The 25917-nt window shown below is 43.4% G+C and carries 29 protein-coding genes and 2 pseudogenes; 25 read left to right on the top strand and 6 right to left on the bottom strand.

All coding sequences use genetic code 11. The annotated features are described in order from the left end of the window. Positions 1 to 66 precede the first annotated feature (66 nt). Entirely contained in the window at positions 67 to 1011 is a 945-nt protein-coding gene (locus tag ACO6VG_RS20300; protein ID WP_422475315.1) for a hypothetical protein, read from the top strand. Between the two features lie 68 nt (positions 1012 to 1079). Here the strand turns inward: ACO6VG_RS20300 and ltrA (ACO6VG_RS20295) are convergent, their stop codons facing one another. After that, a complete protein-coding gene (ltrA, locus tag ACO6VG_RS20295) occupies positions 1080 to 2342 on the bottom strand; it encodes a group II intron reverse transcriptase/maturase (protein WP_422134284.1) in 1263 nt (420 codons plus the stop codon). A gap of 193 nt (positions 2343 to 2535) precedes the next feature. Here ltrA (ACO6VG_RS20295) and ACO6VG_RS20290 point away from each other — a divergent pair, with 193 nt between their 5' ends. Next, complete coding sequence (locus ACO6VG_RS20290; RefSeq protein ID WP_317142120.1) at positions 2536 to 2661, top strand: hypothetical protein; 126 nt, start codon at positions 2536 to 2538, stop codon at positions 2659 to 2661. Between the two features lie 352 nt (positions 2662 to 3013). On the opposite strand, the gene ltrA (ACO6VG_RS20285) is transcribed toward ACO6VG_RS20290, so the two are convergent. Further along, the gene (gene ltrA / locus ACO6VG_RS20285) at positions 3014 to 4276 is read right to left on the bottom strand and encodes a group II intron reverse transcriptase/maturase (protein ID WP_422475313.1); all 1263 of its coding nucleotides are present in this window, start codon (positions 4274 to 4276) and stop codon (positions 3014 to 3016) included. Positions 4277 to 5023: 747 nt separating this feature from the next. On the opposite strand from ltrA (ACO6VG_RS20285), the gene ACO6VG_RS20280 reads away from it, so the two are divergent. From ACO6VG_RS20280 to ACO6VG_RS20225, 12 genes are all read left to right on the top strand, one after another. Continuing rightward, complete coding sequence (locus ACO6VG_RS20280; protein ID WP_422475311.1) at positions 5024 to 6001, top strand: hypothetical protein; 978 nt, start codon at positions 5024 to 5026, stop codon at positions 5999 to 6001. After that, on the top strand, positions 5998 to 6570 hold the full coding sequence (locus tag ACO6VG_RS20275) for a hypothetical protein (RefSeq protein ID WP_422475309.1): 573 nt from the start codon (positions 5998 to 6000) through the stop codon (positions 6568 to 6570). The genes ACO6VG_RS20280 and ACO6VG_RS20275 overlap by 4 nt, the downstream gene beginning before the upstream one ends. 570 nt (positions 6571 to 7140) lie before the next feature. Next, positions 7141 to 8097 (top strand): hypothetical protein, encoded by a 957-nt coding sequence (locus ACO6VG_RS20270; RefSeq protein ID WP_422475307.1) that lies wholly within the window; start codon positions 7141 to 7143, stop codon positions 8095 to 8097. Between the two features lie 560 nt (positions 8098 to 8657). Beyond that, positions 8658 to 9206: a GNAT family N-acetyltransferase gene (locus tag ACO6VG_RS20265; RefSeq protein ID WP_422475305.1), complete on the top strand. Its 549-nt coding sequence runs from the start codon at positions 8658 to 8660 to the stop codon at positions 9204 to 9206. A 108-nt stretch (positions 9207 to 9314) separates the two neighbouring features. After that, a complete protein-coding gene (locus ACO6VG_RS20260) occupies positions 9315 to 9806 on the top strand; it encodes a GNAT family N-acetyltransferase (protein WP_422133976.1) in 492 nt (163 codons plus the stop codon). Between the two features lie 978 nt (positions 9807 to 10784). Next, positions 10785 to 11162 carry a hypothetical protein gene (locus ACO6VG_RS20255; protein WP_422138118.1) on the top strand — a complete coding sequence of 126 codons (378 nt, stop codon included), beginning with the start codon at positions 10785 to 10787 and terminating at the stop codon, positions 11160 to 11162. Positions 11163 to 11715: 553 nt separating this feature from the next. Continuing rightward, positions 11716 to 12687, top strand: coding sequence for a hypothetical protein (locus tag ACO6VG_RS20250; protein ID WP_422133967.1), 972 nt, complete (start codon positions 11716 to 11718; stop codon positions 12685 to 12687). Next, a complete protein-coding gene (locus tag ACO6VG_RS20245) occupies positions 12684 to 13169 on the top strand; it encodes a Panacea domain-containing protein (RefSeq protein ID WP_422133966.1) in 486 nt (161 codons plus the stop codon). The genes ACO6VG_RS20250 and ACO6VG_RS20245 overlap by 4 nt, the downstream gene beginning before the upstream one ends. Positions 13170 to 13222: 53 nt before the next feature. Further along, positions 13223 to 14245 carry a class I SAM-dependent methyltransferase gene (locus ACO6VG_RS20240; protein WP_422413940.1) on the top strand — a complete coding sequence of 341 codons (1023 nt, stop codon included), beginning with the start codon at positions 13223 to 13225 and terminating at the stop codon, positions 14243 to 14245. Between the two features lie 134 nt (positions 14246 to 14379). Then, on the top strand, positions 14380 to 14634 hold the full coding sequence (locus tag ACO6VG_RS20235) for a type II toxin-antitoxin system HicA family toxin (protein WP_422133964.1): 255 nt from the start codon (positions 14380 to 14382) through the stop codon (positions 14632 to 14634). Continuing rightward, positions 14631 to 14963: a type II toxin-antitoxin system HicB family antitoxin gene (locus ACO6VG_RS20230; protein WP_257282032.1), complete on the top strand. Its 333-nt coding sequence runs from the start codon at positions 14631 to 14633 to the stop codon at positions 14961 to 14963. The genes ACO6VG_RS20235 and ACO6VG_RS20230 overlap by 4 nt, the downstream gene beginning before the upstream one ends. A gap of 337 nt (positions 14964 to 15300) precedes the next feature. Further along, a complete protein-coding gene (locus ACO6VG_RS20225; RefSeq protein ID WP_422476334.1) occupies positions 15301 to 15549 on the top strand; it encodes a hypothetical protein in 249 nt (82 codons plus the stop codon). Positions 15550 to 15640: 91 nt separating this feature from the next. Here the strand turns inward: ACO6VG_RS20225 and ACO6VG_RS20220 are convergent. Next, positions 15641 to 15829 (bottom strand): annotated as a pseudogene (locus tag ACO6VG_RS20220) (RING finger domain-containing protein); the annotation flags it as partial. 112 nt (positions 15830 to 15941) lie between these two features. Then, entirely contained in the window at positions 15942 to 17159 is a 1218-nt protein-coding gene (ltrA, locus tag ACO6VG_RS20215) for a group II intron reverse transcriptase/maturase (protein WP_422133963.1), read from the bottom strand. A 750-nt stretch (positions 17160 to 17909) separates the two neighbouring features. On the opposite strand from ltrA (ACO6VG_RS20215), the gene ACO6VG_RS20210 reads away from it, so the two are divergent. The 5 genes from ACO6VG_RS20210 (at position 17910) to ACO6VG_RS20190 (ending at position 20616) form a co-directional block, all read left to right on the top strand. Then, a complete protein-coding gene (locus tag ACO6VG_RS20210; RefSeq protein WP_422475302.1) occupies positions 17910 to 18548 on the top strand; it encodes an FMN-binding negative transcriptional regulator in 639 nt (212 codons plus the stop codon). A gap of 58 nt (positions 18549 to 18606) precedes the next feature. Further along, on the top strand, positions 18607 to 19011 hold the full coding sequence (locus tag ACO6VG_RS20205; RefSeq protein WP_422133961.1) for an ACT domain-containing protein: 405 nt from the start codon (positions 18607 to 18609) through the stop codon (positions 19009 to 19011). Between the two features lie 102 nt (positions 19012 to 19113). After that, positions 19114 to 19818, top strand: a complete 705-nt coding sequence (locus ACO6VG_RS20200; protein ID WP_422138106.1) for an aspartate/glutamate racemase family protein — start codon at positions 19114 to 19116, stop codon at positions 19816 to 19818. A 3-nt stretch (positions 19819 to 19821) separates the two neighbouring features. Then, positions 19822 to 20250: a hypothetical protein gene (locus ACO6VG_RS20195; RefSeq protein ID WP_422138105.1), complete on the top strand. Its 429-nt coding sequence runs from the start codon at positions 19822 to 19824 to the stop codon at positions 20248 to 20250. 24 nt (positions 20251 to 20274) lie between these two features. Then, positions 20275 to 20616: a cupin domain-containing protein gene (locus tag ACO6VG_RS20190; protein ID WP_422133958.1), complete on the top strand. Its 342-nt coding sequence runs from the start codon at positions 20275 to 20277 to the stop codon at positions 20614 to 20616. Positions 20617 to 20877: 261 nt separating this feature from the next. Here ACO6VG_RS20190 and ACO6VG_RS20185 read toward each other — a convergent pair. Together ACO6VG_RS20185 and ACO6VG_RS20180 are read right to left on the bottom strand one after the other, a co-directional pair. Further along, positions 20878 to 21109: pseudogene (locus ACO6VG_RS20185) on the bottom strand (transposase); the annotation flags it as partial. A gap of 67 nt (positions 21110 to 21176) precedes the next feature. Continuing rightward, positions 21177 to 21503 (bottom strand): site-specific integrase, encoded by a 327-nt coding sequence (locus tag ACO6VG_RS20180; protein WP_422475300.1) that lies wholly within the window; start codon positions 21501 to 21503, stop codon positions 21177 to 21179. 225 nt (positions 21504 to 21728) lie between these two features. Here ACO6VG_RS20180 and ACO6VG_RS20175 point away from each other — a divergent pair, with 225 nt between their 5' ends. The 6 genes from ACO6VG_RS20175 to ACO6VG_RS20150 all read left to right on the top strand — a co-directional run bounded on the left by ACO6VG_RS20175 (position 21729) and on the right by ACO6VG_RS20150 (position 25773). Next, on the top strand, positions 21729 to 22244 hold the full coding sequence (locus ACO6VG_RS20175) for a GNAT family N-acetyltransferase (protein WP_422133956.1): 516 nt from the start codon (positions 21729 to 21731) through the stop codon (positions 22242 to 22244). An 87-nt stretch (positions 22245 to 22331) separates the two neighbouring features. Next, positions 22332 to 22868: a hypothetical protein gene (locus tag ACO6VG_RS20170; RefSeq protein ID WP_422133955.1), complete on the top strand. Its 537-nt coding sequence runs from the start codon at positions 22332 to 22334 to the stop codon at positions 22866 to 22868. A 199-nt stretch (positions 22869 to 23067) separates the two neighbouring features. After that, entirely contained in the window at positions 23068 to 23253 is a 186-nt protein-coding gene (locus ACO6VG_RS20165; protein WP_422475298.1) for a type II toxin-antitoxin system mRNA interferase toxin, RelE/StbE family, read from the top strand. A gap of 1 nt (position 23254) precedes the next feature. Continuing rightward, positions 23255 to 23515 (top strand): helix-turn-helix domain-containing protein, encoded by a 261-nt coding sequence (locus ACO6VG_RS20160; RefSeq protein WP_422138103.1) that lies wholly within the window; start codon positions 23255 to 23257, stop codon positions 23513 to 23515. A 171-nt stretch (positions 23516 to 23686) separates the two neighbouring features. Further along, positions 23687 to 24205, top strand: coding sequence for a GNAT family N-acetyltransferase (locus tag ACO6VG_RS20155; protein ID WP_422133952.1), 519 nt, complete (start codon positions 23687 to 23689; stop codon positions 24203 to 24205). Positions 24206 to 24351: 146 nt separating this feature from the next. After that, positions 24352 to 25773: an ATP-binding protein gene (locus tag ACO6VG_RS20150; protein WP_422133951.1), complete on the top strand. Its 1422-nt coding sequence runs from the start codon at positions 24352 to 24354 to the stop codon at positions 25771 to 25773. The last annotated feature ends 144 nt before the right edge of the window (positions 25774 to 25917 follow it).

Raw genomic sequence — 25917 nt, 5'->3', positions numbered from 1 at the left:
TTTTTCGGCCCCTGCTGGCGGCGTTAGGTTTTTAGATCAACATCGAGTTTAAATTTAAGATCAGATATGAATGAAGTTATCAGACTTATTAAGCCTGGATTCAGGGACAGCTTTGAATCTTACTGGGCAATGCATTTTTGCTCTGTTTTAGAAACACTATATGAGCACAAGCAACTTCAATTTAATATTAAAAAAAGCATACCGCAGGAACATCCTCGCACACTAGCAAATTTCAATGCACATACAGAACAAATGTTTCTCTCAAGAATAAGAAACAATATATATAATTGGGGGTTACAATATTTCCTTTGTCATTATCTTATGAGCGCAGAAGGGAAACCTGTCTTTGACTCCTTGATGAGTGAAATCTCCAATAATTATGGTTTTGATTTGAAAAGAAACTTTCATTCTTATGGGGTTTTTGTATGCGGCATAGATTCTTACAGTGGTGCTAATTTTCTTAATGCTACAACTGCCGAAATTTTTGGATACAATGAAAAAACGATTTCTAATGTGTACGAGGATATAAAGTATGTTGACTTGTGCTTCATTATCAATAGGTTTCAAGGTGACACCTTAAATACAGCAATTTTGGGTGAGGTCGAGGGTAACAATGCGGTCAAGTTGAATCGTGAAAACTTCTGGAATAAAAAGTCTAGCTTCTGCAGTTTCGGAATTGGAGTTGGTAAAATAGACAGTGATATGGAGTTGGTTAACTTAAGGGCTGAATCTGGAATCAAAACAGTTCTTACTCTTGGCTCACAGTTTGACGTAATTGAAGACTTCAAAATAGCCATTGGTATTCTTGAAACTTTTTTCTCAATAACTCCTAACCACAGACTGCAATTTGTCGCGGGCCAAAAGGAAGTTGTTGATATTATCCGTTATTTTTGGGACAAACCCATTACTGACCTGATCGAAACATTACGAGCGAAAGTATCTAGAGTTGAAACAGCAAGCATCGGGACAAATGCTCTCTCAGTCTCGTCAGTACCTACAATAAAAACCTAATCGGGTAAGAGCTGGTCTTTCTCCAGCTCTCCCCACACCACCCGGCATGCGGGTCCGCACCGGGCGGTTCACCTAGGATAGTGAAACCTAATCCATAAGTCTTTCAGCGAAACAAGCCCAAGTTTTGCGAGGTAACTGTCGTTGAGTGCCTGCTGTGTTGCAAAGGTTTTGCTTAACCGGTAATACCCTTTGCTACTGATTGCGATCCCGGCGGCTTTGATGTGATCAACGCCCAACCTGACCAAATTTCGATAGCGGGTTTTCGGTTTACGCCACTGCTTGATAAAACAGCAGCGGATACGCCGACGTATCCATTGGTCCAGTAGCGGAATAGGACGGTAATATTCGGTTATTCTGAAATAACCCATCCAGCCCCTGATATATTCGGTAAGCTTTCGCAAACGGTAGCCCATTGATACACCCCAGCTGCGGCTGGTGAGTTTAAGGACTTGCCGCCTGAAGCAGCGCAGGCTCTTCTCTGTCCACCGGATTTTCTTACCTGTAAAGGTGAAACTCAGGAACTCTGCTTTGGTGGCTTTCACCACCTCGCTTTTGGTCGGATTTACCGTTAATTTCAGCCTTCGTTCAAGGTAACGGGTAATGCTATCCATCACTCGCTCCCCTGATCGTTGACTGCCAACGAGTATCACAAAATCATCACAGTAACGTGCGAAGCAATGACCCCGGTATTCCAGTTCCTTGTCCAGATCGTCGAGAAGTACATTTGACAGTAGCGGCGAAAGAGGGCCGCCTTGTGGCACACCTACCCGAGTCGGGTAGCATTGCCCATCAATCATGACGCCAGCACGAAGGTAGCGGCCTATCAGTTTTAATAGACACTTGTCGTTAATCTTACGAGAGACTCTCGACATAAGGACATCATGGCTGACGGTATCAAAGAATTTACTCAGATCAACGTCAACTGCCTGATGCAGCCCCTGTTTGATATAGCGTTTAACCTGTTGCACGGCATCTTGTGCAGATCTTCCCGGTCTGTAACCAAAGCTGCTGTTTGAAAATCCGGGATCAAAGATAGGGGTTAACACCTGCACTATGGCCTGTTGTATGACCCTATCCTGAACGGTAGGAATTCCAAGCAACCTTTCTCCTCCATCGGGTTTCTCAATGACAGCCCGAAGCACCGGAGACGGTTTATATGTTCCATCCAGTAAGGCTTGGCGCACTGAAGGCCAATGCTGTTTAGCAAAGTCAGGGTAGGCCTCAATGGTGACTCCATCAATGCCGGGAGCGCCCTTGTTGCTTCTGACCTGTTTCCATGCCTTCAGTAAGTTGGCAGGTTCCAGTGCATAACTTAGTAGATTGTGGTTCAAAGCTGGTTAAAGATTCTGTCGCCAGATACAGTGTTTCGCCGTTCGGCTGCACTGCTCCGAGGGAATCAGTCTCCTCTTTGTCTTCGGTGTTCAGTCCTTCGCTGACGACTTCCGGTCAGTTAATGACTTCTGTCGAACAGCTACTATGACGTCTGCTGACTTCTACCCAAAACACAGACAGGATTACTCCTGAATGCGCTACCGTGTTTCATCGAGTTCGCTCATTCCGGTTGATGAAGCCAGAATGCCAGACCTGTTGAACCAGTGGTCAAACTGGATATTATTCACGGTCGCCGGTTGGGCAGACCTCCCCGAATAAGAGCATGGACTGTCAGTACACAACCGCTGCATTTACCGTATCTCTCAAACCAGAGGGCTTTGTGATCTTGTGCTCACTCGCCCACAAGACTCGGCCTTGTATGCAGTTTCTGTCCGTCGGCTCGCACTTTTGCGCTCAGGCTTCCTCCGCACAATTCCTCGCGGAATTGCACTTGCCGTCGGCTAATGGTTATCATCGGTTGGCTTATTGGGCGCAAGATCCGATGCTGGTTTACCCATAGGGGACTTTCACCCCATAAGTTCATGCCCATGTCGGGCGTACAATCGGGTAAGGACTGGTCTTTCTCCAGCCCTCCCCACAGCACCCGGCATGCGGGTCCGCACCGGGCGGTTCACCGAGGATAGTGAAACCTGATCCATAACTCTTTCAGGGAAACAAGCCCAATATTTGCAAGATAACTGTCGTTGAGTGCCTGCTGTGTTGCAAAGGTTTTGCTCAACCGATAATACCCTTTGCTGCTGGCTGCAATCGAAGCGGCCTTGATATGATCAACGCCTAACTTGACTAAATTTCGATAACGGGTTTTCGGCTTGCGCCACTGCTTAATAAAACAGCAACGGATGCGCCGACGTATCCATTGATCCAGCAGCGGTATAGGACTGTAATATTCGGTTATTCTGAAATAACCCATCCAGCCCCGGATATATTCGGCAAGCTTTCGCAGGCGGTAGCCCATCGAGACTCCCCAGCTGCGGCTGGTGAGTTTGATGATTGTCCGCTTAAAGCGAAGCAGGCTTTTCTGTGACCAGCGGATTCTCTTCCCTGTGAAGGTAAAACTCAGGAACTCGACCTCAGTGGATTGCACCACCTTGCTTTTGGTCAGGTTGATTGTCAGTTTCAGTCGACGCTCAAGGTATCGGGTGATACTTTCCATCACCCTTTCCCCTGCCCGTTGGCTGTGAACCAATATCAAGAAGTCATCGCAGTATCTTGCGAAACCGTGACCCCGGTATTCCAGTTCCTTGTCCAGGTCATCAAGAAGTACATTCGACAGCAGCGGTGAAAGTGGACCGCCTTGTGGCATACCCACCCGTGTCGGGTAGCATTGCCCATCAATCATGACGCCAGCACGGAGGTAGCAACCAATCAGTTTTAGCAGACGCTTGTCGTTAATCTTACGAGCGACTCTCGACATGAGTACATCATGGCTGACGGTATCAAAGAACTGACTCAGATCAACGTCAACCGCCTGATGCAGCCCCTGTTTGATATAGCGTTTAACCTGTTGCACAGCATCATGTGCAGATCTTCCCGGTCTGTAACCAAAGCTGCTGTTTGAAAATCCGGGATCAAAGATGGGGGTTAACACCTGCACTATGGCCTGTTGTATAACCCTATCCTGAACGGTAGGAATTCCAAGCAACCTTTCTCCTCCATCGGGTTTCTCAATGACAGCCCGAAGCACCGGAGACGGTTTATATGTTCCATCCAGTAAGGCTTGGCGCACTGAAGGCCAATGCTGTTTAGCAAAGTCAGGGTAGGCATCAATGGTGACTCCATCAATACCGGGAGCACCTTTGTTGCTTCTGACCTGTTTCCATGCCTTCAGTAAGTTGGCAGGCTCCAGTGCACAACTTAGTAGATCGTGGTTCAAAGCTGGTTAAAGATTCTGTCGCCAGACACAGTGTTTCGCCGGACGGCTGCACTGCGCTGAGGGAATCAGTCTCCTCTTTGTCATCGGTGTTCAGTCCTTCGCTGACGACTCCTGTCGAACAACTACGCGGTAACTGCTCCTGCGTTACTCTAGCTCCTGCATCCATGCAATCGTATGACGTCTGCTGACTTCTGTTCAATCACCACACAGGATTACTCCTTTGGGCGCTATTGGTTGTCATCGGGTTTGCTCGAACAGGGTGATGAATCTTGCTCGCCGAGCCTGTTGTAACCAGTGGCTGAGAACTGGGAATAACCAATCGCATGTTGAACAGACCTCCCCGGATAAGAACATGAACTGTCAGTGCACAACCGCCGCATTTACCGTGTCTCTCAAACCAGAGGGCTTTGTGATCATTGGCTCACTCGCCCACGAGACTCGGCCTTGTATGCGATTTCTGTCCGTCGGCTCGCACCTTTGCAGTCAGACTGCCTCCGCACAATCCCTCGCGGGATTGCACTTGCCTTAAGCTAGTGGTTATCATCGGTTGGCTTATTAGGCGCAAGATCCGATGCTGGTTTACCCACAGGGGACTTTCACCCCATAAGTTCATGCCCATGCCGGGCGTACCAAGTAAATCCAGGTGACGCCTACGGCGCACCTGATTTAGGCGTTAGGTGCCTACTCGAGTCTTCCGCAAAATTCCTGTAAAATCCTGAATTTTAGAAACGCAGTTACGGAGCTTTAGTGAAAAAGGACGAACGGATCATCCAGTTTTTTGATCTTCAATTATATGGAAGAACTCGTGCCCGTGACATCCGGCACAACCTTGCTTCACCTCGAAGCCTTGATCAGCTTATGCAAGATTTTTGGGCGATAAGAGAAGCCAACAAAGCAAGGAAGAAGGTCGATGCTCGTTCTAAGCTTGAGTTCCGCTTGGAGCATATGGAAGAGCTTGATGATGCTTGGATGCTTCTGGTCAATGTCGTGGATACTGAAGCTGCTCATCCTGTTACGAATAAAGTTGGAGGTACTGACAGCGATCGTGAAGTCATAGAGTTAGGAGAGGACAGAGGGTTAGAGTCATCTTCACATATTCTCATCTATAAGGCTGCTGATGCAGCTGCAAAGCATGTTACCTTGATTGAGAAAAATCCCTCTCTACCATTTGCAAAAGCCTTGGCATTTCTGAACCATCTATCACGTGTTGCAGCAAAGCACTTCTCTGATGATTACAGGCAACCGCATCCGTCAGGTGTCAGCAACAAGACTATCAACACATATTGCGTACTTTCCATCTATGGTCATCCTTCAGATGAATTTCGCGAAGAGGTTGAGTCGGGAGTGCTAACAGACATCCGCTTAACAAGTGATGCAAATATCGTTCGGGGCTATGATTCTGAACGGCATGCAGAGCTTATCGGCACTGAAGTAAGGATGAAAGTGGGTCGTATAGATGTTGCACTATCTGGTGGCAACTGGAGCCACATTCAGAAGGCACTGCAACATGCAAATGATCTTGAGTCACCATTTGTACGCATACAATTTACAGGAGAAACCGGATCAAGCCATACAGCTACACTAAGCACTGACACAGGTTTGCTGTACCAAGCCGATAAGTACATAAAGAAAAGAAAGATAAATGATCTTGGTAATAACTTAAAAACTGCCTTTCCTGTAATACATGGGGGCATAAAACAGAAAATGCTGGAGTTACTGGAATGATCAGGAAATTCAAAGAAATGAGGTTGATTTTTTATCAATTGGCAAGACCTCTTTCGTATCTTCGTATCAAACACGAAGATAAATGGATTTACGATTGGTTGGTTCCACTGATCTTGTCAGCGGCTACTATTTTTCTATTTTATAAATTTATACCCACTGCTGAAATTGTTTCAAAAGATGGTGTGATTAGCCAAATAGCTGATTTCATTGCAAATTTGCCCGGATTTTTTATCGCTGCATTAGCGGCTGTTGCAACATTTAATAAAAATGATATTGACGAGCTAATGGCAAATCCTCCAAAGATTGAAATTCTCCATCATGGAAATCCATTAATGGTGGAAATGACAAGACGTCGATTTTTATGTGTGCTTTTTTCATATTTAACTGCTGTAAGTATTTTAATCGTACTCGGTGCAAGGATAGCTTTAAATTTAACTATACCAAGTGAGTATTATGTCATTTTCTCTTGGCTAGGAATTACTGTCTTTATTTATGCTGTCTGGCAAATGATTACTGCCACTCTTCTTGGGCTGTATTATCTTGGCGAAAGGTTACATAGCCCACAGTAAAACGGCACCTAACAAATGCTTCCAGTTCGTTCCGGGGCTTCGCCCCTCCACCCGACGCCGCCGTCGGCGGCGCGGCTGAAGCAGGCGTTAGCAGGCAGCAATAATAGAGAGTTTCTGGTTGTGAAAAGACCAGTTTTCAAAAAGAGTTTTTGGGTTCACTATCTATGGTGGGTTTCGAGTTAGAACCTCCCAGCAAAAAGACACTGTTACACTAACTTTTCAGTAGTTCTCAGCAGTTCATGTCTGCTGGTGTGAAGTCTGTCGCTGAAAAATCTGCGGTGTATCGTTGGGCATGTCAGCGTTGGTTTTCAGTTTATCGGTACTTTTTGCTCAGTGGCCCTATGCCAGTTCAAAGTTGCATCAGCTTCTTTATCGCCTGGAAGCTTTTAAATATCAGAGATTGTGCGCTTCAATCAGTTCAGCAAGAAAGCTGCTAAACCTCTGCATCATTCACCATTTGTCCTTGCGGGTGGGCTGCCATGCTAACAAGTTGCTGGTGTCGCCCCTGAAGGGGCTGGGACGCCGCTGTGCGGCGCCCCACAGCATGGCGTTAGGTTCTACGGAAGTTCTATGCAGAAAATGTCACATAGGTTAACGGAAGAGCTAAAGAGATTGTCACATGAGAATCATGACAATTGCGTCAGTTGTGGTTACGAATTTGTTGACGGAGATACTTCTCATTCTGGATATGATGAAAACGAAGAGCCTCTTTATGTATGTGATAGTTGCGCCTCCGCTCTAAAAGAAACCGCAGTTCGCCATCGCTTCTCACATCGCCCTTATGAACTTTCACAAAGTAATAGTTCCTTGTGGCGCTATATGGATTTCACTAAATATGTCAGCCTGCTTTCAACCTCAGGTCTTTATTTTGCCCGAGCTGATACTTTTGAAGACCCTTTTGAAGGTGCTAAAGGGATCATTGAAAATAAAGAAAAGTGGGATGAGCACTACTTAGATTTCTTCAGGCGCATGATGAGAAACCCGCCTGAAGGAGTTGAGTGGGATCAGTCTGAAGAGCACATTGAAAAAGAAGCTCAGAGGCTACTAAAAGAGATGGAGGCTGGGGGGCATTCTCATAGGGAAAGGGTTTATATAAGTTGCTGGCATGAGAATGAACATGAATCTGAAGCAATGTGGCGCTTATATTCAAGCTTTCTTGATAATGCTATAGCCATCAGGACTACATATTCTTCACTATATAAAGCCCTCGGTAAGAATTCATCAATCTCAATAGGTAAAGTAAAATATATAGACTTCAGTAAAAGTTATGCTGGGCCAAACGACTCCTTCTGGCGTAAGCGAAAATCTTTCGAGCATGAGAGAGAGGTGCGAGCAATTATTCACGATTATGAAAGCGAAGAGTCAGGGAAGATTGTGGACTGCGACCTGAATACTTTGATTGAAGAAGTTATTGTCTCACCAACAGCACCGCCTTGGTTTGTGAGTTTACTTAACGATGTAAATAGCAAATTCGGATTGAATATTAATGTCAGTCAGTCCAAGTTAAATGAAGTGCCATTTTTCTAATGAAAGAACCTAACAAGTCAATTAACTACGCGCCTTCGGCGCCGGACACAGCAAAGCTGTGCCGGTTATTGAGGCGTTAGCAGGCAGCAATAATAGAGAGTTTCTGGTTGTGAAAAGACCGGTTTTCAAAAAGAGCTTTTGGGTTCACTATCTATGGTGGGTTTCGAGTTAGAACCTCCCAGCAAAAAGACACTGTTACACTAACTTTTCAGTAGTTCTCAGCAGTTCATGTCTGCTGGTGTGAAGTCTGTCGCTGAAAAAATCTGCGGTGTATCGTTGGGCATGTCAGCGTTGGTTTTCAGTTTATCGGTACTTTTTGCTCAGTGGCCCTATGCCAGTTCAAAGTTGCATCAGCTTCTTTATCGCCTGGAAGCTTTTAAATATCAGAGATTGTGCGCTTCAATCAGTTCAGCAAGAAAGCTGCTAATCCTCTGCATCATTCACCATTTGCCCTTGCGGATGGGCTGCCATGCTAACAAGTTGCTGGTGTCGCCCTTAAAGGGGCAGGGACGCCGCTGTGCGGCGCCCCACAGCATGGCGTTATAAGGCATAGTCGAAGAATGTTGAAAACGGAAAGATTATTGCTTCGTCAATGGTCAGAGAATGATTTTCTCCCATTCGCTGAAATGTGCGGAGACAAAGAAGTAATGGAGCATTTTCCAAAACTCCAAACTCAAGAGGAAAGCTTCGAAATGGGGAGAAAAATCTTGTCCCTTATCAATGAACGAGGCTGGGGTTTCTGGGCAGTAGAGGTTCCTAATCAGCATAAATTTATTGGCTTTGTTGGTTTGCATACACCAACAAATAAAATGCCGTTTTCGCCTTGCGTAGAAATCGGTTGGCGGTTATCAAAACATTATTGGGGCAAAGGCTACGCAACCGAGGCTGCCAAAGAAGCACTAAAATATGCGTTCAATACGTTAAATCTAAATGAGGTGGTCTCATTTACCACATTAGCCAATGATCGCTCCAAAGCCGTTATGCAAAAAATCGGCATGCACAACAGCAACCAAAAATTTATGCACCCAGACATTGAAGTTTCGCATCCGCAATGTGAGCATGTGTTATACAAAATTAGTAAATCAACATGGCAGCAAAATGCCTTATAACAAGTGGCGGCAATTCGCACCCTTCGGGTGCCGGACTCAGCACTGCGTGCTTCGCCGTTGCGCCAGGCGTTAGGTGTGCTCATACATCACAGTTAAGAGGCAGAAATAATGATAAGAGAAGTCGAGGACGGTGATATTCAACGGATTGTAGAAATCTATAATCACTATGTAAGGAACACTGCATTTACGTTTGAAGAAGAAGAGGTTTCATTGTCTGATGTTGATTTAAGAGTTAAGAAAATCAAATCAAATGGGTTACCTTGGCTTGTTTTAATAAATGATTCAGATGTGGTCGGTTATGCTTATGCTTCAAAATGGCATGATCGTAGTGCATACCGTTTCTCAGTAGAAGCTACTATTTATCTCGATCCGAACTTTCAAAGTAACGGACTTGGCAGTACATTGTATAAACAGTTATTAAATGAATTACAGAGTAAAAAAATTAAAACAGTTATTGGCTGTATAACATTACCAAATGAAAAAAGTATTGCCTTACATGAAAAGCTAGGAATGAATAAAGTTGCTCATTTTAAAAAAGTTGGTTTTAAGTTCAATCAGTGGCAGGATGTCGGCTATTGGCAAATAATCATGCGCACCTAACAAGTGTGTGGTGTCGGCAGCAAGCTGCCTTGGACGCCGCCTACGGCGGCGCCCCACACGCAGGCGTTAGCAGGCAGCAATAATAGAGAGTTTCTGGTTGTGAAAAGACCAGTTTTCAAAAAGAGCTTTTGGGTTCACTGCCTATGGTGGGTTTCGAGTTAGAACCTTCCAGCAAAAAGACACTGTTACACTAACTTTTCAGTAGTTCTCAGCAGCTCATGTCTGCTGGTGTGAATTCTGTCGCTGGAAAATCTGCGGTGTATCGTTGGGCATGTCAGCGTTGGTTTTCAGTTTATCGGTACTTTTTGCTCAGTGGCCCTATGCCAGTTCAAAGTTGCATCAGCTTCTTTATCGCCTGGAAGCTTTTAAATATCAGAGATTGTGCGCTTCAATCAGTTCAGCAAGAAAGCTGCTAAACCTCTGCATCATTCACCATTTGCCCTTGCGGGTGGGCTGCCATGCTAACAAGTCGCTGGTGTCGCCCCTAAAGGGGCTGGGACGCCGCTGTGCGGCGCCTCACAGCATGGCGTTATGTGCATAAGTTGCTTGAAATTTAAACAACAGCCCCAATAGATAGTTTTTAAGCATCTTAAGGGCTATTAGTATGTCAAAAATATATAGAAGTGTTAGTCATGTAGATGGCTGGCAAGGTTTACCCCAATATGAGATTAAAGGAAGCGAAATCTTTCGGTCCGTATCGCATGTGGACGGTTGGTTAGGTTTACCTCAATATGAAATTAAGGGTAATGAGATTTTCCGGTCAGTTTCACATGTGGATGGTTGGCTAGGTTTACCTCAATATGAAATTAAAGGGAATGAAATCCATCGGACAGTTTCCCACGAAGACGGCTGGTTAGGACTAGCCCAATACGAAATACGGTCCACATAGCCGCACATAACAAGGGCAGGCAACGGACCTCCGCCAATCGCCTCCGGCCGCTGCTGCCGGCGTTATGTGCCAAATCAAGTTAAGTTACTATGAATGAGATCCACTTTCTTAACATAGATCTAGATATCGAATCGTCGATTGATATATCTCCCATCATCGAGGAATGGGGGGAGCGTGTTTGCGTGTTTCGTAATGAAGAGATTGATGGTATTTATTATGGATCCTTTGAAACAGCCTGTAGCGGGATCGATGAGATAATTGCTGAGTATGTTTCTTTAATTGATGGTTTGTCCAAATCATCAAGAGATATCTGGGACAAAGCACTAAGGAGAGATTTTGACTTTGGCTATGAAAGTGGGACTACACCAAATAACTTTCATTCAAGAATAGAGTCAGATGCAATAAAAAAATTGGCTGGGGTCGGCGGTAGTGTTGTTGTTACTATTTATCCAGTACCCGGCACATAACAAGTGCAGGCAACGGACCGCCAATTTTGTCTGCCGATGCTGCAGGCGTTAGCCGGCAGCAGTGTGCAAGTTTTTTCTATTTTTTTAGTGGACGAGTCACGAACCAAAATCCATGCTAGCAACCAGCCTGTTCAAATCCAGTTCTGAGTAGTTCTCAGCAGTGCATGTCTTTGGGTTCTGTGTCAGTCGCTATGAAATCTGCGGTGTCTTGTTGGGCATGTCAGCGTGGGTTCACGGTGTTTATGAGTATTTGGTCCGGCGCACTAAACCAGTTAAAAGTTGTATCAGCATTGGCGTTACCTGCAAGTTTTCCAGCGGTAACTTTTATGCTCTTCAATCGGTGCTGCAGGTGCAGGTTTTACTGAAGCTCCTCTGCAATAATCAACATTGTCCCAGGCGGCAGGGCTGCCGGGCTAACAAATACAGGCAAAGGGATGGCTCACTGCGTTCGCCACCCTTGCTGCCAGCGTTAGGGCGCTACACCAGCTCAAGAACTAGTAAATACATTAAAACCAGTGTATATTCATCCAGTTAAATAGGAGGGTGTGCATTAGTGGTCGAACGAAGAAACAGAAGCAGTTTAAATGTTTTTGAACGGGCTGGAGCGTTCCTTGATGGAGCATTTTATAGCCTTGCGACCCCTATTGGTGCCTTTATCATGACATTGGGAGGCGCATTCCTTGGCTCTTATGACCACAGTAAGGCATGGGCTGTTGTGGACTCTAGTGCTAGTTTTATAGCGTATCTACTGACGAACCCTTACGCAGCTTTTATCGTTGGTTTTCCTCTAACGGTGTTCGGTGCCAAAGGTGTGTACGATGAAAAGAAACAACTGACCAAAGAAAACGATCAGTTGCGCCAAGAAAATATTAAGGTAAAAGATCTTGAGGCTGAATTGGAAGCCTCTCAAGAGGATGGACAAAGCCTTCGCTCTGATATTTACCGTGTCCATCAAGACCTTGTTGGAACATGGTTAAAAGGTGTGTCTAAACAAATTAACTTGGACTCCTATTCTAGGGTTTCAATTTACTATGAAAACCGAGAAAGCTTTTATCTGTTATCAAGGTATTCAATAAATCCTAAGCTTGCTAAAGTGCATAAACCAAAGTTTGGACTAAACGAGGGTGTTATTAGTCAGGCTTGGCAGCATGGCGAGCACTCTGAAGATAATAGCCCTGAGTTTGCTTCAGACAAAGATGGATACTTTGAGTATATGATGCAAAATTATAGCTATAGCCGTGAAATTCTTGAATCTATTAATATGAAAAGCTGTAGGTATTTTGCAGTGGCTATAACTGAAGCTGGAGATAACATTGGAGTGATACTTTTTGAAAGCGAAAGAAAAGATTCATTTCCTAATGAAGTTAAAATACAAATAAGGGATTATTGCAGTGATTATCAAAGCCATCTTTGTAACTTTGTAAAAGATGGTATTTTGTATGATAAATCAATTGATTCTAACAAAGCACCAGCGACAGTCGATAATGATGCTGATGTATTGAATATGTTGGGAGGCTTAAAGTGACTAGGTTACAGAATATAATTGCTTACTTTTGCACCCAATATCCACATAAAGGTGAGCTATCTAAAGCTAGGCTGACAAAACTAGTTTATTTGGCTGACTGGTTTAGTGCTTTAGCAGATGAAAAACAGTTAACATCAATTAAGTGGCTGTTTAATCACTATGGGCCATATGTTGATGATGTTTTCAATGCAGTAAAAACTGGCGATGGTTTTACAATTGCGCACGAAAAAACCATGTATGGCTCTGATAAGCTTTTGATTGGGTTTGATGGTAATATTGAGCCTGTTGAACTATCTCCTAGAGATAAGCAGATATTAGATGCTGTAATCACTAAAACAAAAACATTATATTTCAATGATTTTACAGACTATGTCTATTCAACTTTCCCTGTCGTATCTAAGGATAGATATTCCTATCTTGATCTCGTAGGTCTAGCTCAAAAATACAAGGTAGAAAGCACCCTAACAAATGGTTCCAGGTGACGCCTACGGCGCACCTGATGCAAGCGTTATGTGCCAAATCAAGTTAAGTTAATATGAATGAGATCCACTTTCTTAACATAGATCTAGATATCGAATCGTCGATTGATATATCTCCCATCATCAAGGAATGGGGAGAGCGTATTTGCGTGTTTCGTAATGAAGAGATTGATGGTATTTACTATGGATCCTTTGAAACAGCCTGTAGCGGGATCGATGAGATAATTGCTGAGTATGTTTCTTTAATTGATGGTTTGTCCAAATCATCAAGAGATATCTGGGACAAAGCACTAAGGAGAGATTTTGACTTTGGCTATGAAAGTGGCCCCACAGCATGGCGTTATACGGCAGAAAAAATCAAAGAGCTATACCACAAGAGAGTTTTTATAGTGAAGTTAGAAAACGTTGTTCCTTGGGGACGTACACTCGAAGAGTATGAATTGATGTTTTCTTTGAGTGATAAGGATAAAAGAAAGAAAATACTTGGCTGTGGGGATGGGCCAGCAAGCTTTAACATGGAAATCAAAAAGCTTGGAGGTAGTGTAGTTTCAGTTGATCCGATATATCAGTTTTCAAAGTCTCAGATAATCACAAGAATCAAAGAAGTTCGTTCCCTTATTATGGAACAAATATATCTAAATAAAAATGAATATGTTTGGAAAAATATCAAATCTCCTGAAATGTTAGAGTCAGTAAGAATGTCAGCAATGAATGCATTCCTTAGTGATTACGATAGTGGTAGACTTGATAGTAGGTATATTTATGCTTCATTGCCAAACTTACCTTTCCAAAACAATGAGTTTGATTTAGCAGTTTGCTCACATTTTCTATTTCTTTACAGTGAACACTTTTCTGAATCGCAGCATATCGAATCGATACTTGAATTAACTAGAATTGCAAGAGAAGTAAGAATTTATCCATTACTAACATTGGATGGTAAAGAATCAAAGCATTTGCCGGTAGTAATAGAACATTTAAGGAAAAATGGAATTGAAGCTTCTCTCAAAGAAGTCAGCTATGAGTTTCAAAAGGGAGCAACTCAGATGCTAATCGTGAGAAGCCGTATAACAAAGCCCTAGAGTACGTTCCTCCCTAAAGGGCTCCACCCGATGCTGCCTTCGGCGCGCGGCTCAGGGCGGCGTTATGCGCTTCGATTCATCATAAATCATAACGTTGATACCATTTTATGATACTATGCTCTATAGTGCCTTCTATGAATGCTAAACACCGTAAAACGCTCACAGCGATATTCAAAGATCCAACCCCAAAACAGTTGGAATGGAAGGCTATAGAAGCCCTCTTGATTGCTGTCGGAGCTGATATTATCGAGGGGCGCGGGTCACGTGTAAGATTCTATAAAGATGGGGAAATCGGAACTTTTCATAGACCGCACCCAAAAAAAGAGGCAAAGCCCTATCAGGTTAAAGATGCACGAGATTTTCTAACTAGAATTGGAGTTAAACCATGAACACAATGACATACAAAGGCTATGCAGCTAGCATAGAATACAGTGACGATGATGAATGCTTTATTGGTCATATCGCAGGCATTAAAGATCGAGTTGGTTTTCATGGTGAGTCAGTAACAGAATTAAAAGATGCTTTTCACGACGCAGTTGAAGATTATCTCGAAACTTGTGCCTCTGTGGGCAAAGAGCCTCAGAAACCATACTCTGGAAAATTGATGCTACGTATTCCACCAGAACTTCATGCAACCATTGCAACAGCAGCTCAGGTTAGCGGTCAAAGTATCAACCAATGGATTTCAAGAGCCTTAGTTCAAGCTTCTCGCATATAAACCAGCGCATAACAAGTGCGTGGTGTCGCCAGCAAGCTGGCTGGGACTGCCGCCTGCGGCGTCAGCCCCACACGCAGGCGTTATGCCTTTAATCCTCAACAGTGCTATTACCACTATTATCTCTGGTACATATTCTTACTCGATATTCTTACTCGCACACATCCATCTTTTGATTCAGTAGTTATTTGTGTAACAGAGTTGCCATGGTTTATTTGCTGCAAAGTTGCTGTTTGATCTTCTGAAGGTAAACTAATTTGAATAGGATCTCCCTCCTGTGTGCCATAAATGAAAATTCCTTCTCCACGCTGTTGAAGCTGAATAGAAATTCCACTGCTATGTGACAAATCTGGCATTGGAGGCATTGGAGGCATTAGAGGCATTGGAGGCATTGGAGGCATTGGAGGCATTGGAGGCATTGGAGGCATTGGAGGCATTAGAGGCATTGGAGGCATTGAGGGTATTGGAGGCATTGAGGGCGTTGCCGGTAAAAATTGTGCCGACATTGATAACCCATGTGCTCCAAATGTGTATGGAGCATATCGTTGACGACGTGAATGTCGTGGGTGACGTGATTCTTCATGGTTAGACATTACACAAATAACATCAACGCATTTATCATGCTCTTCAGTACTGTACTCTGGAGTATGAATACAAGCTTTCTGCATGCAATTCGGGCATGTATCATGGGCCTCAAACCAAGGGGCTATACAAGTGGCATGATATAAATGCCCACAACAAAGTTGTTGTACATTGTCACTATCTTCTAAAACTTCCAGGCATAAAGAGCAAGCCTCTTGCGCTAATGCTTGTAGAGGGATTATGAATAAAGATACGGTCAACAACTTAAAGATAAAAATTTTGTTCATGATGGAAGTCTATGCGCCTCAGCCCAGCTCAGTATAGGCATAAATCGGGTAAGGACTGGTCTTTCTCCAGCCCTCCCCACAGCACCCGGCATGCGGGTCCGCACCGGGCGGTTCACCGAGGATAGTGAAACCTGATCCATAACTCTTTCAGGGAAACAAGCCCAATATTTGCAAGATAACTGTCGTTGAGTGCCTGCTGTGTTGCAAAGGTTTTGCTCAACCGATAATACCCTTTGCTGCTGGCTGCAATCGAAGCGGCCTTGATATGATCAACGCCTAACTTGACTAAATTTCGATAACGGGTTTTCGGCTTGCGCCACTGCTTAATAAAACAGCAACGGATGCGCCGACGTATCCATTGATCCAGCAGCGGTATAGGACGGTAATATTCGGTTATTCTGAAATAACCCATCCAGCCCCGGATATATTCGGCAAGCTTTCGCAGGCGGTAGCCCATCGAGACTCCCCAGCTGCGGCTGGTGAGTTTGATGATTTTCCGCTTAAAGCGAAGCAGGCTTTTCTGTGACCAGCGGACTCTCTTCCCTGTGAAGGTAAAACTCAGGAACTCGACCTCAGTGGATTTCACCACCTTGCTTTTGGTCGGGTTGATTGTCAGTTTCAGTCGACGCTCAAGGTACCGGGTGATGCTTTCCATCACCCTTTCCCCTGCCCGTTGGCTGTGAACCACTATCACGAAGTCATCGCAATATCTTGCGAAACAGTGACCCCGATATTCCAGTTCCTTGTCCAGGTCATCAAGAAGTACATTCGACAGCAGCGGTGAAAGTGGACCGCCTTGTGGCATACCCACCCGTGTCGGGTAGCATTGCCCATCAATCATGACGCCAGCACGGAGGTAGCAACCAATCAGTTTTAGAAGACGCTTGTCGTTAATCTTACGGGCGACTCTCGACATGAGTACATCATGGCTGACGGTATCAAAGAACTGACTCAGATCAACGTCAACCGCCTGATGCAGCCCCTGTTTGATATAGCGTTTAACCTGTTGCACAGCATCATGTGCAGATCTTCCCGGTCTGTAACCAAAGCTGCTGTTTGAAAATCCGAGATCAAAGATGGGGGTTAACACCTGCACTATGGCCTGTTGTATAACCCTATCCTGAACGGTAGGAATTCCAAGCAACCTTTCTCCTCTATCGGGTTTCTCAATGACAGCCCGAAGCACCGGAGACGGTTTATATGTTCCATCCAGTAAGGCTTGGCGCACTGAAGGCCAATGCTGTTTAGCAAAGTCAGGGTAGGCCTCAATGGTGACTCCATCAATACCGGGAGCACCTTTGTTGCTTCTGACCTGTTTCCATGCCTTCAATAAGTTGGCAGGCTCCAGTGCACAACTTAGTAGATCGTGGTTCAAAGCTGGTTAAAGATTCTGTCGCCAGACACAGTGTTTCGCCGGACGGCTGCACTGCGCTGAGGGAATCAGTCTCCTCTTTGTCATCGGTGTTCAGTCCTTCGCTGACGATTCCTGTCGAACAACTACGCGGTAACTGCTCCTGCGTTACTCTAGCTCCTGCATCCATGCAATCGTATGACGTCTGCTGACTTCTGTTCAATCACCACACAGGATTACTCCTTTGGGCGCTATTGGTTGTCATCGGGTTTGCTCGAACAGGGTGATGAATCTTGCTCGCCGAGCCTGTTGTAACTAGTGGCTGAGAACTGGGAATAACCAATCGCATGTTGAACAGACCTCGCCGGATAAGAACATGAACTGTCAGTGCACAACCGCCGCATTTACCGTGTCTCTCAAACCAGAGGGCTTTGTGATCATTGGCTCACTCGCCCACGAGACTCGGCCTTGTATGCGATTTCTGGGGGACGCCCAGTCTACGTCGGCTCGCACCTTTGCAGTCAGACTGCCTCCGCACAATCCTTCGCGGGATTGCAATTGCCTTAAGCTAGTGGTTATCATCGGTTGGCTTATTAGGCGCAAGATCCGATGCTGGTTTACCCACAGGGGACTTTCACCCCATAAGTTCATGCCCATGCCGGGCGTACCAAGTGCTTCAGGTGAAGCCTATGGTGTACCTGATGCAGGCGTCAGCTGCTAAGAGTAAATATGCACATTCCATCAAAATTTAAAGAAGAAAACTTGGATAAATTGTATGAGTTTATTCAAGAGCATCCGCTTGGCACTCTAATAGTTTCAGCTGAAAATACTTTGGATGCTGACCATATTCCGTTTTATCTTCAGAAACGAAAGAATGCACAGGTAATACTTCAAAGCCATATTGCAAAAGTAAACCCTTTATGGAAAAAGGTCTCAGACGGTCAGGAGGTTCTGCTTATCTTTCATGGACCAAACGCTTATATCAGCCCGAATTTATATCCATCAAAGAAAGAAACGGGTAAAGTCGTTCCAACATGGAATTACTCTGTCGTACACGTTAGAGGTCGAATTTTTTTCAGACATGAAAGTGACTGGATTATTCAGCTGCTCAACAATATTTCTGACTTTCATGAACTAAACCAAACCCTTCCTTGGTCAGTTTCAGATACTCCGTTTGAGTTCACTAAAAAACTGATAAATGCTGTTGTTGGTTTGGAGGTCGTTATTGATGATATAGTTGGTAACTTCAAGTTAAGTCAAAATAAAACAGCATCAGACTATTCAGGTGTCGTAAACGGTTTGGCGGCTTCAGAAAACAATACAGATATTTCTGTGTCCAAAAAAATGCAACAATCAGAACGCAGCTAACTGTCTGGGACGCAGCCTGCAAGCGTTAGCCGTCATAATAACATCGAGAAGTATCGTAATGTCAGGAATAGTAGATCTTGGAAAACTTCTGGAAAGTATGAACCCAGTGCTAGTTGAGGATGAATTTGTATTTTGCAATGTATCAGGTCAACTGTCCGAGTATATTAATTTAAACCCTCTTGCTACTTTCAATGAATCAGAGGGCTTAACATTGGTTTTACCAAAAAAATCTGCTGAAAGTGCTGGCATTAGTTTTGAAAATACCTACAAGCAAATCACTTTAACTGTGCATTCAAGCTTGGAGGCTGTTGGCTTAACAGCAGCAATATCAAACAAACTTGCGTCAAAAGGTGTCAGTGCAAATGTAATTGCAGCATATTTTCATGATCATGTTTTTGTTCAATCTGAAAAAGCTCACGCCGCATTAGCTGCTTTGCACGAAATATCGGGGAAAAACGGCTAACAAGCACATGGTGTCGCCAGCAAGCTGGCTGGGTCGCCTACGGCGCCCCACATGTAGGCGGTTATGTGGCACAAATCAACAATTGAGTAAAACGAGAAAAATATGAGAACTATTGGTCTGCTTGGAGGAATGAGTTGGGAATCTACCGCAAGCTATTACAAAGCAATAAATGAAGGTATCAAAGAAGTACTTGGTGGCTTACATTCCGCCAAAATCTGCCTCTATAGTGTTGACTTTGATGAAATAGAAAAGCTGCAACATTCTGGTTGCTGGGATAAGACAGGAAAAATTCTTTCTCAAGCCGCTCAATCAGTTGAAGCGGGTGGAGCTGATTTTATCCTCATCTGTACAAATACAATGCACAAGGTTTCAGAAGAGATTCAATCTTCTATTTCAATACCACTTGTTCATATTGCAGACGCAACCGCAGAAAAACTTATCACTGATGGAATAAAGCGGGTTGGTTTGCTTGGTACAAAATTCACAATGGAGCAAGATTTTTACAAAAATCGAGTTTCAGAAAATTATGGTATAGAGGTTATTGTTCCAAACGATCAAGATCAAAACATTATTCATCAAGTAATTTACAATGAGCTGTGCCTTGGTGAAATTAATGATGAATCGAGAGAAAAATATCTCGAAATTATCAGCAACTTATATTCGCAAGGAGCAGAAGCGGTAATTCTTGGTTGTACTGAAATTGCGTTGCTTGTTCAACAGCAGCATACAAATATCCCGCTATACGACACAACACAAATTCATGCAGCACAAGCTGTGAAGTTGGCAACCAGTCAAAGTGCCGCATAACAAGTGCGTGGTGTCGGCAGCAAGCTTCCTGGGACGCCGCTTGCAGCGGTGCCGCACAGGCAGGCGTTATGCCCTTATACCAAGAAAACAAATTACAATCTGACCGGTGAGAAAAATATAATGGCTAAAAAAGAATCACTCCTAAAACTCATAGAGATCATTGAGTCCCACAAGGCAAACCGAACAGATATGATGTTCAGAAATTATTTTTCTTTAGCATGTCATTTATCCCTTCAAGGGAAAGACGAAGCTTCGAGAAAAGTTCTCAGGAGCCTTTTTGATTGGCTTGGATATGAGAATAGGAAAACATATTTCAATAACATAATTCACACACTCCCACAATACGCTGAAGATTATGCTTGGGAAATATCAGCAAATTGTGAATTTAATGAGTTAGTTCAGGAAATTACTAGAAGCAAAGAACCAGCATAAGTTAAAAAAAGGCAAGCAATGAAAGTGGTTTCTATAGATACTGCCAAGCATTACAAATGGGGCGAAAAGTGTGATGGTTGGCATCTCGTAAAGTCTGCCATGCTCAGTGTAATCCAAGAGCGTGTTCCCAGTGGCTGTAGTGAAATTCGACATTTTCACCAAAAGTCAGAGCAGTTTTTCTACATATTATCTGGTAACGCAGTTATTGAAGCTGATGGAGTGGTTCATTCGTTGATTACAGGACAAGGCTTGCATATTCCGGCTAAAGTCCCACATCAGCTTAAAAATACAAGCTCTCAAGATTTGGTTTTTGTTGTCACATCTGTTCCGCCGAGTCATGGTGATCGTATCGAAGCACGGGCATAACGAATAAGGATAGATTGCGCCGAGCCGCAATCTTATCCTGTTGTTGCACAAGCCCGGGTTGAATTCTGGTAAGAAAGGTCTATTGAAGTTTACTTTTCTGGCGGACCTTGAATCAAAACGTTTTTTCTGAACGCTATTTATTCAGGATGAGTGTCTCCAGACCACTGCATTACGGTAGTCTTGGATATGTCGGATCTGTCTGGCTGGGCTTACATTTCCTCCTTGCTTGTGAATGGCGGTTTTTGTTGATGTGGCAATAGCTCAGGTCGGTTTCAGGAAACTGAACGCAATGTGTTTCATAGACTCACCGCAACGCCTGCATGTGAATTTCGGGCGAATCACGGGTTCGAATGCTTTGACCATCACATTTAAAACCAGTTGCACCAGTGATAATTGTTTTTTTGCGTTGCTGTAAAAATCCGTAATCCCGCGATCGTCGAAGTCGCCTGGGTAATACATGTTTCAGTACCAGCCACAGGAAGTCTTCTCCTGTGTCAACAGAATGGTGTAATAGCGCAGTTTCCGTGCAGTATTGAGCAGTCGTTCTACCTCTGCAGGCTTCAGGATAACGGGCAGTCGCTTGACGGTCGGTGGTTTGATGATTTCAACAAAGCCACAGGGTTTCCCAGAACATGTTTCCAGAAAAACTGCAGGCCATTACAATCGGTTTTGACCTTGCTCCAGGAATGGCTTTCCAGAAGGGCGGCAAAATAGGTTTTTAAATCCTCAGGGCTGAGTCTGTCAGGAGAACGATCAAAGAAGGTTGCCAGCCGCCGAATTGGCCTGCTGTATAGATCAATGGTTGATTTTCTTTTGCCCTGAAGCTTCAGGGTGGTGATGTGTTTTTGATACAGTTTGTCAAACCGGATTTGCTCAGAACGTTCCATGTTGCTTCCTTATATAAGCCGCGCCGGAGTGGTACGGATATCAGGAAGTATTGGCAATGTTGGGGTGGCTGGGATGAACGGTATTTTTTTGCCGCGTTAGCGGCTTGGTTCAACAACAACGATCATGGTGTATCAAACAGACGCATGAAAAAAATTCAGGTGACGCCTACAGCACACCTGATTTAGGCGTTATGTTGCATACAAATCAAAGGAATCATTCATCAAATGGACTTTCTCCCCAAAGTGTTGGAAGCAGAGAGATTAATTCTCAGACAATTCGAAGACGGTGATTGGGTTGATTTGCACAAATATTATTGTGACTCAGTAGCTACAAAATTCACAACTGGTCGCTCTTTTACAGAGGGTGAAACATGGAGAGCTATGGCAGGAATGATTGGCCATTGGCAACTACGAAGTTATGGCCCTTATGCTGTTGTAGAAAAGTCCAGTAACGCTGTACTGGGTCCAGTAGGCTTCTGGTATCCTAACGACTGGCCATCTCCAGAAATAAAGTGGGCACTGGCTCCGGAGTTCTGGGGACATGGCTTTGCAAAGGAGGCAACTCTGATTGTTCAAGCAACTGGCAAAAAAATTATGCCAGATTTGTCTTTGATAAGTTTTATTCATTCAGAGAACTTGGCATCAATAAAGCTAGCGAAATCTGTAGGTGCAAATCTCGAAAAAGAAACAGAGTTCAGAGGTGGGCTCTGGCAAATCTACCGCCATCCACATGCAACATAACAATTACAGGCAAAGGGATGGCTCACTGCGTTCGCAACACTTGCTGCAAGCGTTATGCTACGTACGTTTATAATAATAGGATTTAATATGTTAGATAAACTAAACAACAAAGTACTAATAATATGTTCATTGATATCTACATGCATTATGTTTTCAATTGTCATGTTTTATGTAAATCCATTAATTGATGGTAAAAATGGGTTTGAAGTTATTGGCTTGCAGCTGGCTTTTAATAAATCGGTTGGTATCGAGTTGGTGAGACATTGGGGGGATTCTGGTATAAACAATTTTAAATCATTGATATTTACTGACTATATCTATGCTGTATCTTACTCTTTGTTTTTTTCATCATTATTGTCATTTCTTATTTTCAAGAACAACAAATCTAAGCACTTTTCTTATACTTGGGTTGTATACCTAGCTTTTCTAGCAGGAATACTCGATTGCATTGAAAACACTATTGAACTTCGTTTTTTAGAAAATACTGCAATTTTTTCGGATGATATATTTTTAATCCATTCTTGGCTTGCTGTTTTTAAGTGGGCCACCCTTCCAGTCATATTAGGCTATGTTTTAGTTTTGTCTGTGCCGAAAAAAAATACTATGACGATAGAAAAAGCATAACAAGGCCAGTCAGTCGGAATCGCTACGCTCTCCGCTGCTGGCGGCGTTAAACCGCATTACCTATCATTGACATACTATAAATGATATATATACTATATTTGGTATGTGGGAAATATACGAACATAAGAAATTGGCTGGTCAGCTTCGAAAAATTCCGAAGGATGTCTTGCAAAGGTATGAATAATGGAAGGATATCGTAATGATCTCAGGCCCTGGAGGCCTAAAACAGATTCGTGGGTTTAATGATGAGGCCCTACGTGGAGAGTGGAAGGGCTTTCGATCATCACGCCTAAATATGCGATATAGAGTGATTTACAAAGTTGAGAAAGACAATGTTCTTGTGCAGGTCGTAAAAGTAACTCCACACGACTACAGGAGAAAATGAAATGAGCGAATACAGGAAAGCTAAACGTCATGTAGAGGTGTCAGTGGGCGATTCGGTTCGGATTGTACGAGAGCTTCAAGAGCTCAGTCAGAATGAACTTGCGGAAATAACTGGGATACCGCAGTCTACACTTTCTGCAATCGAAAATAATCGAGTCAATCTTGGAGTTGAAAGGGCCAAGATCTTAGCTCGTGCTTTAAAATGTCATCCAGCCGTTCTAGTCTTTCCTGGTTGGGATATTAATCAAGAATCAGCGGCTTAATTGCTTTATATCTCAAACATGGCTTTCAAGCATTACATCAAGCAGAGCAGAATTCTGTAACAACAACGATCATGGTGTATCAAACAGACGCATAAAAAAATTCAGGTGACGCCTACAGCACACCTGATTTAGGCGTTATGTTGCATACAAATCAAAGGAGTCATTCATCAAATGGACTTTTTTGTCCCCAAAGTGTTGGAAACAGAGAGATTAATTCTCAGACAATTCGAAGACGGTGATTGGGTTGATTTGCACAAATATTATTGTGACTCAGTAGCTACAAAATTCACAACTGGTCGCTCTTTTACAGAGGGTGAAACATGGAGAGCTATGGCAGGAATGATTGGCCATTGGCAACTACGAGGTTATGGCCCTTATGCTGTTGTAGAAAAGTCCAGTAACGCTGTACTGGGTCCAGTAGGCTTCTGGTATCCTAACGACTGGCCATCTCCAGAAATAAAGTGGGCACTGGCTCCGGAGTTCTGGGGACATGGCTTTGCAAAGGAGGCAACTCTGATTGTTCAAGCAACTGGCAAAAAATATATGCCAGATTTGTCTTTGATAAGTTTTATTCATTCAGAGAACTTGGCATCAATAAAGCTAGCGAAATCTGTAGGTGCAAATCTCGAAAAAGAAACAGAGTTCAGAGGTGGGCTCTGGCAAATCTACCGCCATCCACATGCAACATAACAGTTACAGGCAAAGGGATGGCTCACTGCGTTCGCCACCCTTGCTGCAAGCGTTAGCCCTCCTAAATCTAGCTAAGATCAATCCCTTGACTTTATTTGGCTCCAGAGTAAACTTAAAATCAATAAATTGATCTTATAGTAATTTTCATGTTAACTATATCTGGCAATGAAATAATAAAGCGCCTCTACTTTGATAACCCATGGTGGGAAACCTCCAATATTGAATCTAGGTACCAAAATTATCCCAAGAGGTTTTACTTTACTCCTTTCTTTGAATTGGTTAGAGAGTCATCTATAAATAGAGCTGCTGTCTTAATGGGGCCTAGACGAGTTGGTAAAACTGTTATGGTTTACCATACAATTGGAAAGTTACTTGAAGAAGGTGTTAGTCCGACCAGCATTCTTTATGTTTCTTTGGAAACACCTATATATACGGGTCTTTCGCTTGAACAAATTTTAAATTTTTTTAATGAAGAATTTAAGCATAAGAGAGATAGCAAACTCTATATAATTTTTGATGAGATACAATATCTTCCAAACTGGGAAGTTCATTTAAAATCACTTGTTGATTCATATGCATCTCATAAGTATATTGCCACAGGTTCAGCCGCTGCTGCTCTTAAATTGAAAAGCCGTGAATCAGGTGCAGGTCGGTTCACAGAGTTTCATCTCCCATCTCTAACATTCGCTGAGTACATTTCGTTTATCAATAAGTCAGATAAACTCATGAGCTATGATGATGAATTTTGGGAAGCATTAGATATAGAAGAACTAAACAAAGAGTTTGTAAACTATCTTAACTATGGTGGTTATCCTGAAGCTGTATTTTCATCATTGATACAAGAAGACAGCTCTAGATATATAAAGAGTGACATAATTGATAAAGTGCTTTTAAGAGACTTACCAAGTCTTTATGGGATAAATGATGTTCAAGAATTGAATAAACTTTTTAATGCTATAGCCTATAACACAGGTAATGAAATAACTTTAGAGTCATTGTCAAAGTCGTCAGGTGTTTCAAAAAATACCATAAAAAAATATATTGAGTATTTAGAAGCTGCTTTTCTAATAAAGATTATTCATCGTGTAGATATTAGTGCAAAAAAATTCAAAAGGGCAACAACGTTTAAGGTATATCTTACAAACCCTTCAATGAGGGCCGCTCTTTTTGGCCCTGTGGAGGGAAACCATGAAGCAATGGGAACCTTGACAGAAACAGCAATCTTCAGTCAGTGGGTACATAATCCCAATATAGAAAACTTACACTATGCTCGTTGGAAGGCAGGCGAAGTTGATATTGTGTGGTTAAATCTTGCAACTCAAAAGCCTTACTGGTGTGTTGAAGTAAAGTGGTCTGATTTACCATGCTCTGACTCTAGAGTTCTAAAGGGGATTATCGCATTTATAAAGCAGCATGATTTAGATGATGGCTTAGTAACCACAAAAACAATAACTCAGAAACAAACCGTTGATGGTGTTAAGCTACGATATAGGCCTAGTGCTGCTTACGCATACACCTTGGGGGCAAATATACTCGGAGGGCTAAATCGGGTAGCCGGAGGATACTAACCTCCAACCCCCACCCCACGTAGCGTGCGGATCCGTACCGGGCGGTTCACCGAGGATGTTGAAACCTGATCCATAAGTCTTTCAGAGAAACAAGCCCAAGGTTTGCAAGAAAGCTGTCGTTCAATGCCTGCTGCACTGCAAAGG

Origin of the sequence: Endozoicomonas sp. ALB032 (assembly GCF_049310125.1) — a bacterium.
In the GTDB taxonomy this organism is placed as follows: Bacteria; Pseudomonadota; Gammaproteobacteria; order Pseudomonadales; family Endozoicomonadaceae; genus Endozoicomonas_A.
The sequence above is the reverse complement of the archived record's forward strand: the minus strand, read 5'-3'. Positions and strand labels throughout refer to the sequence as shown.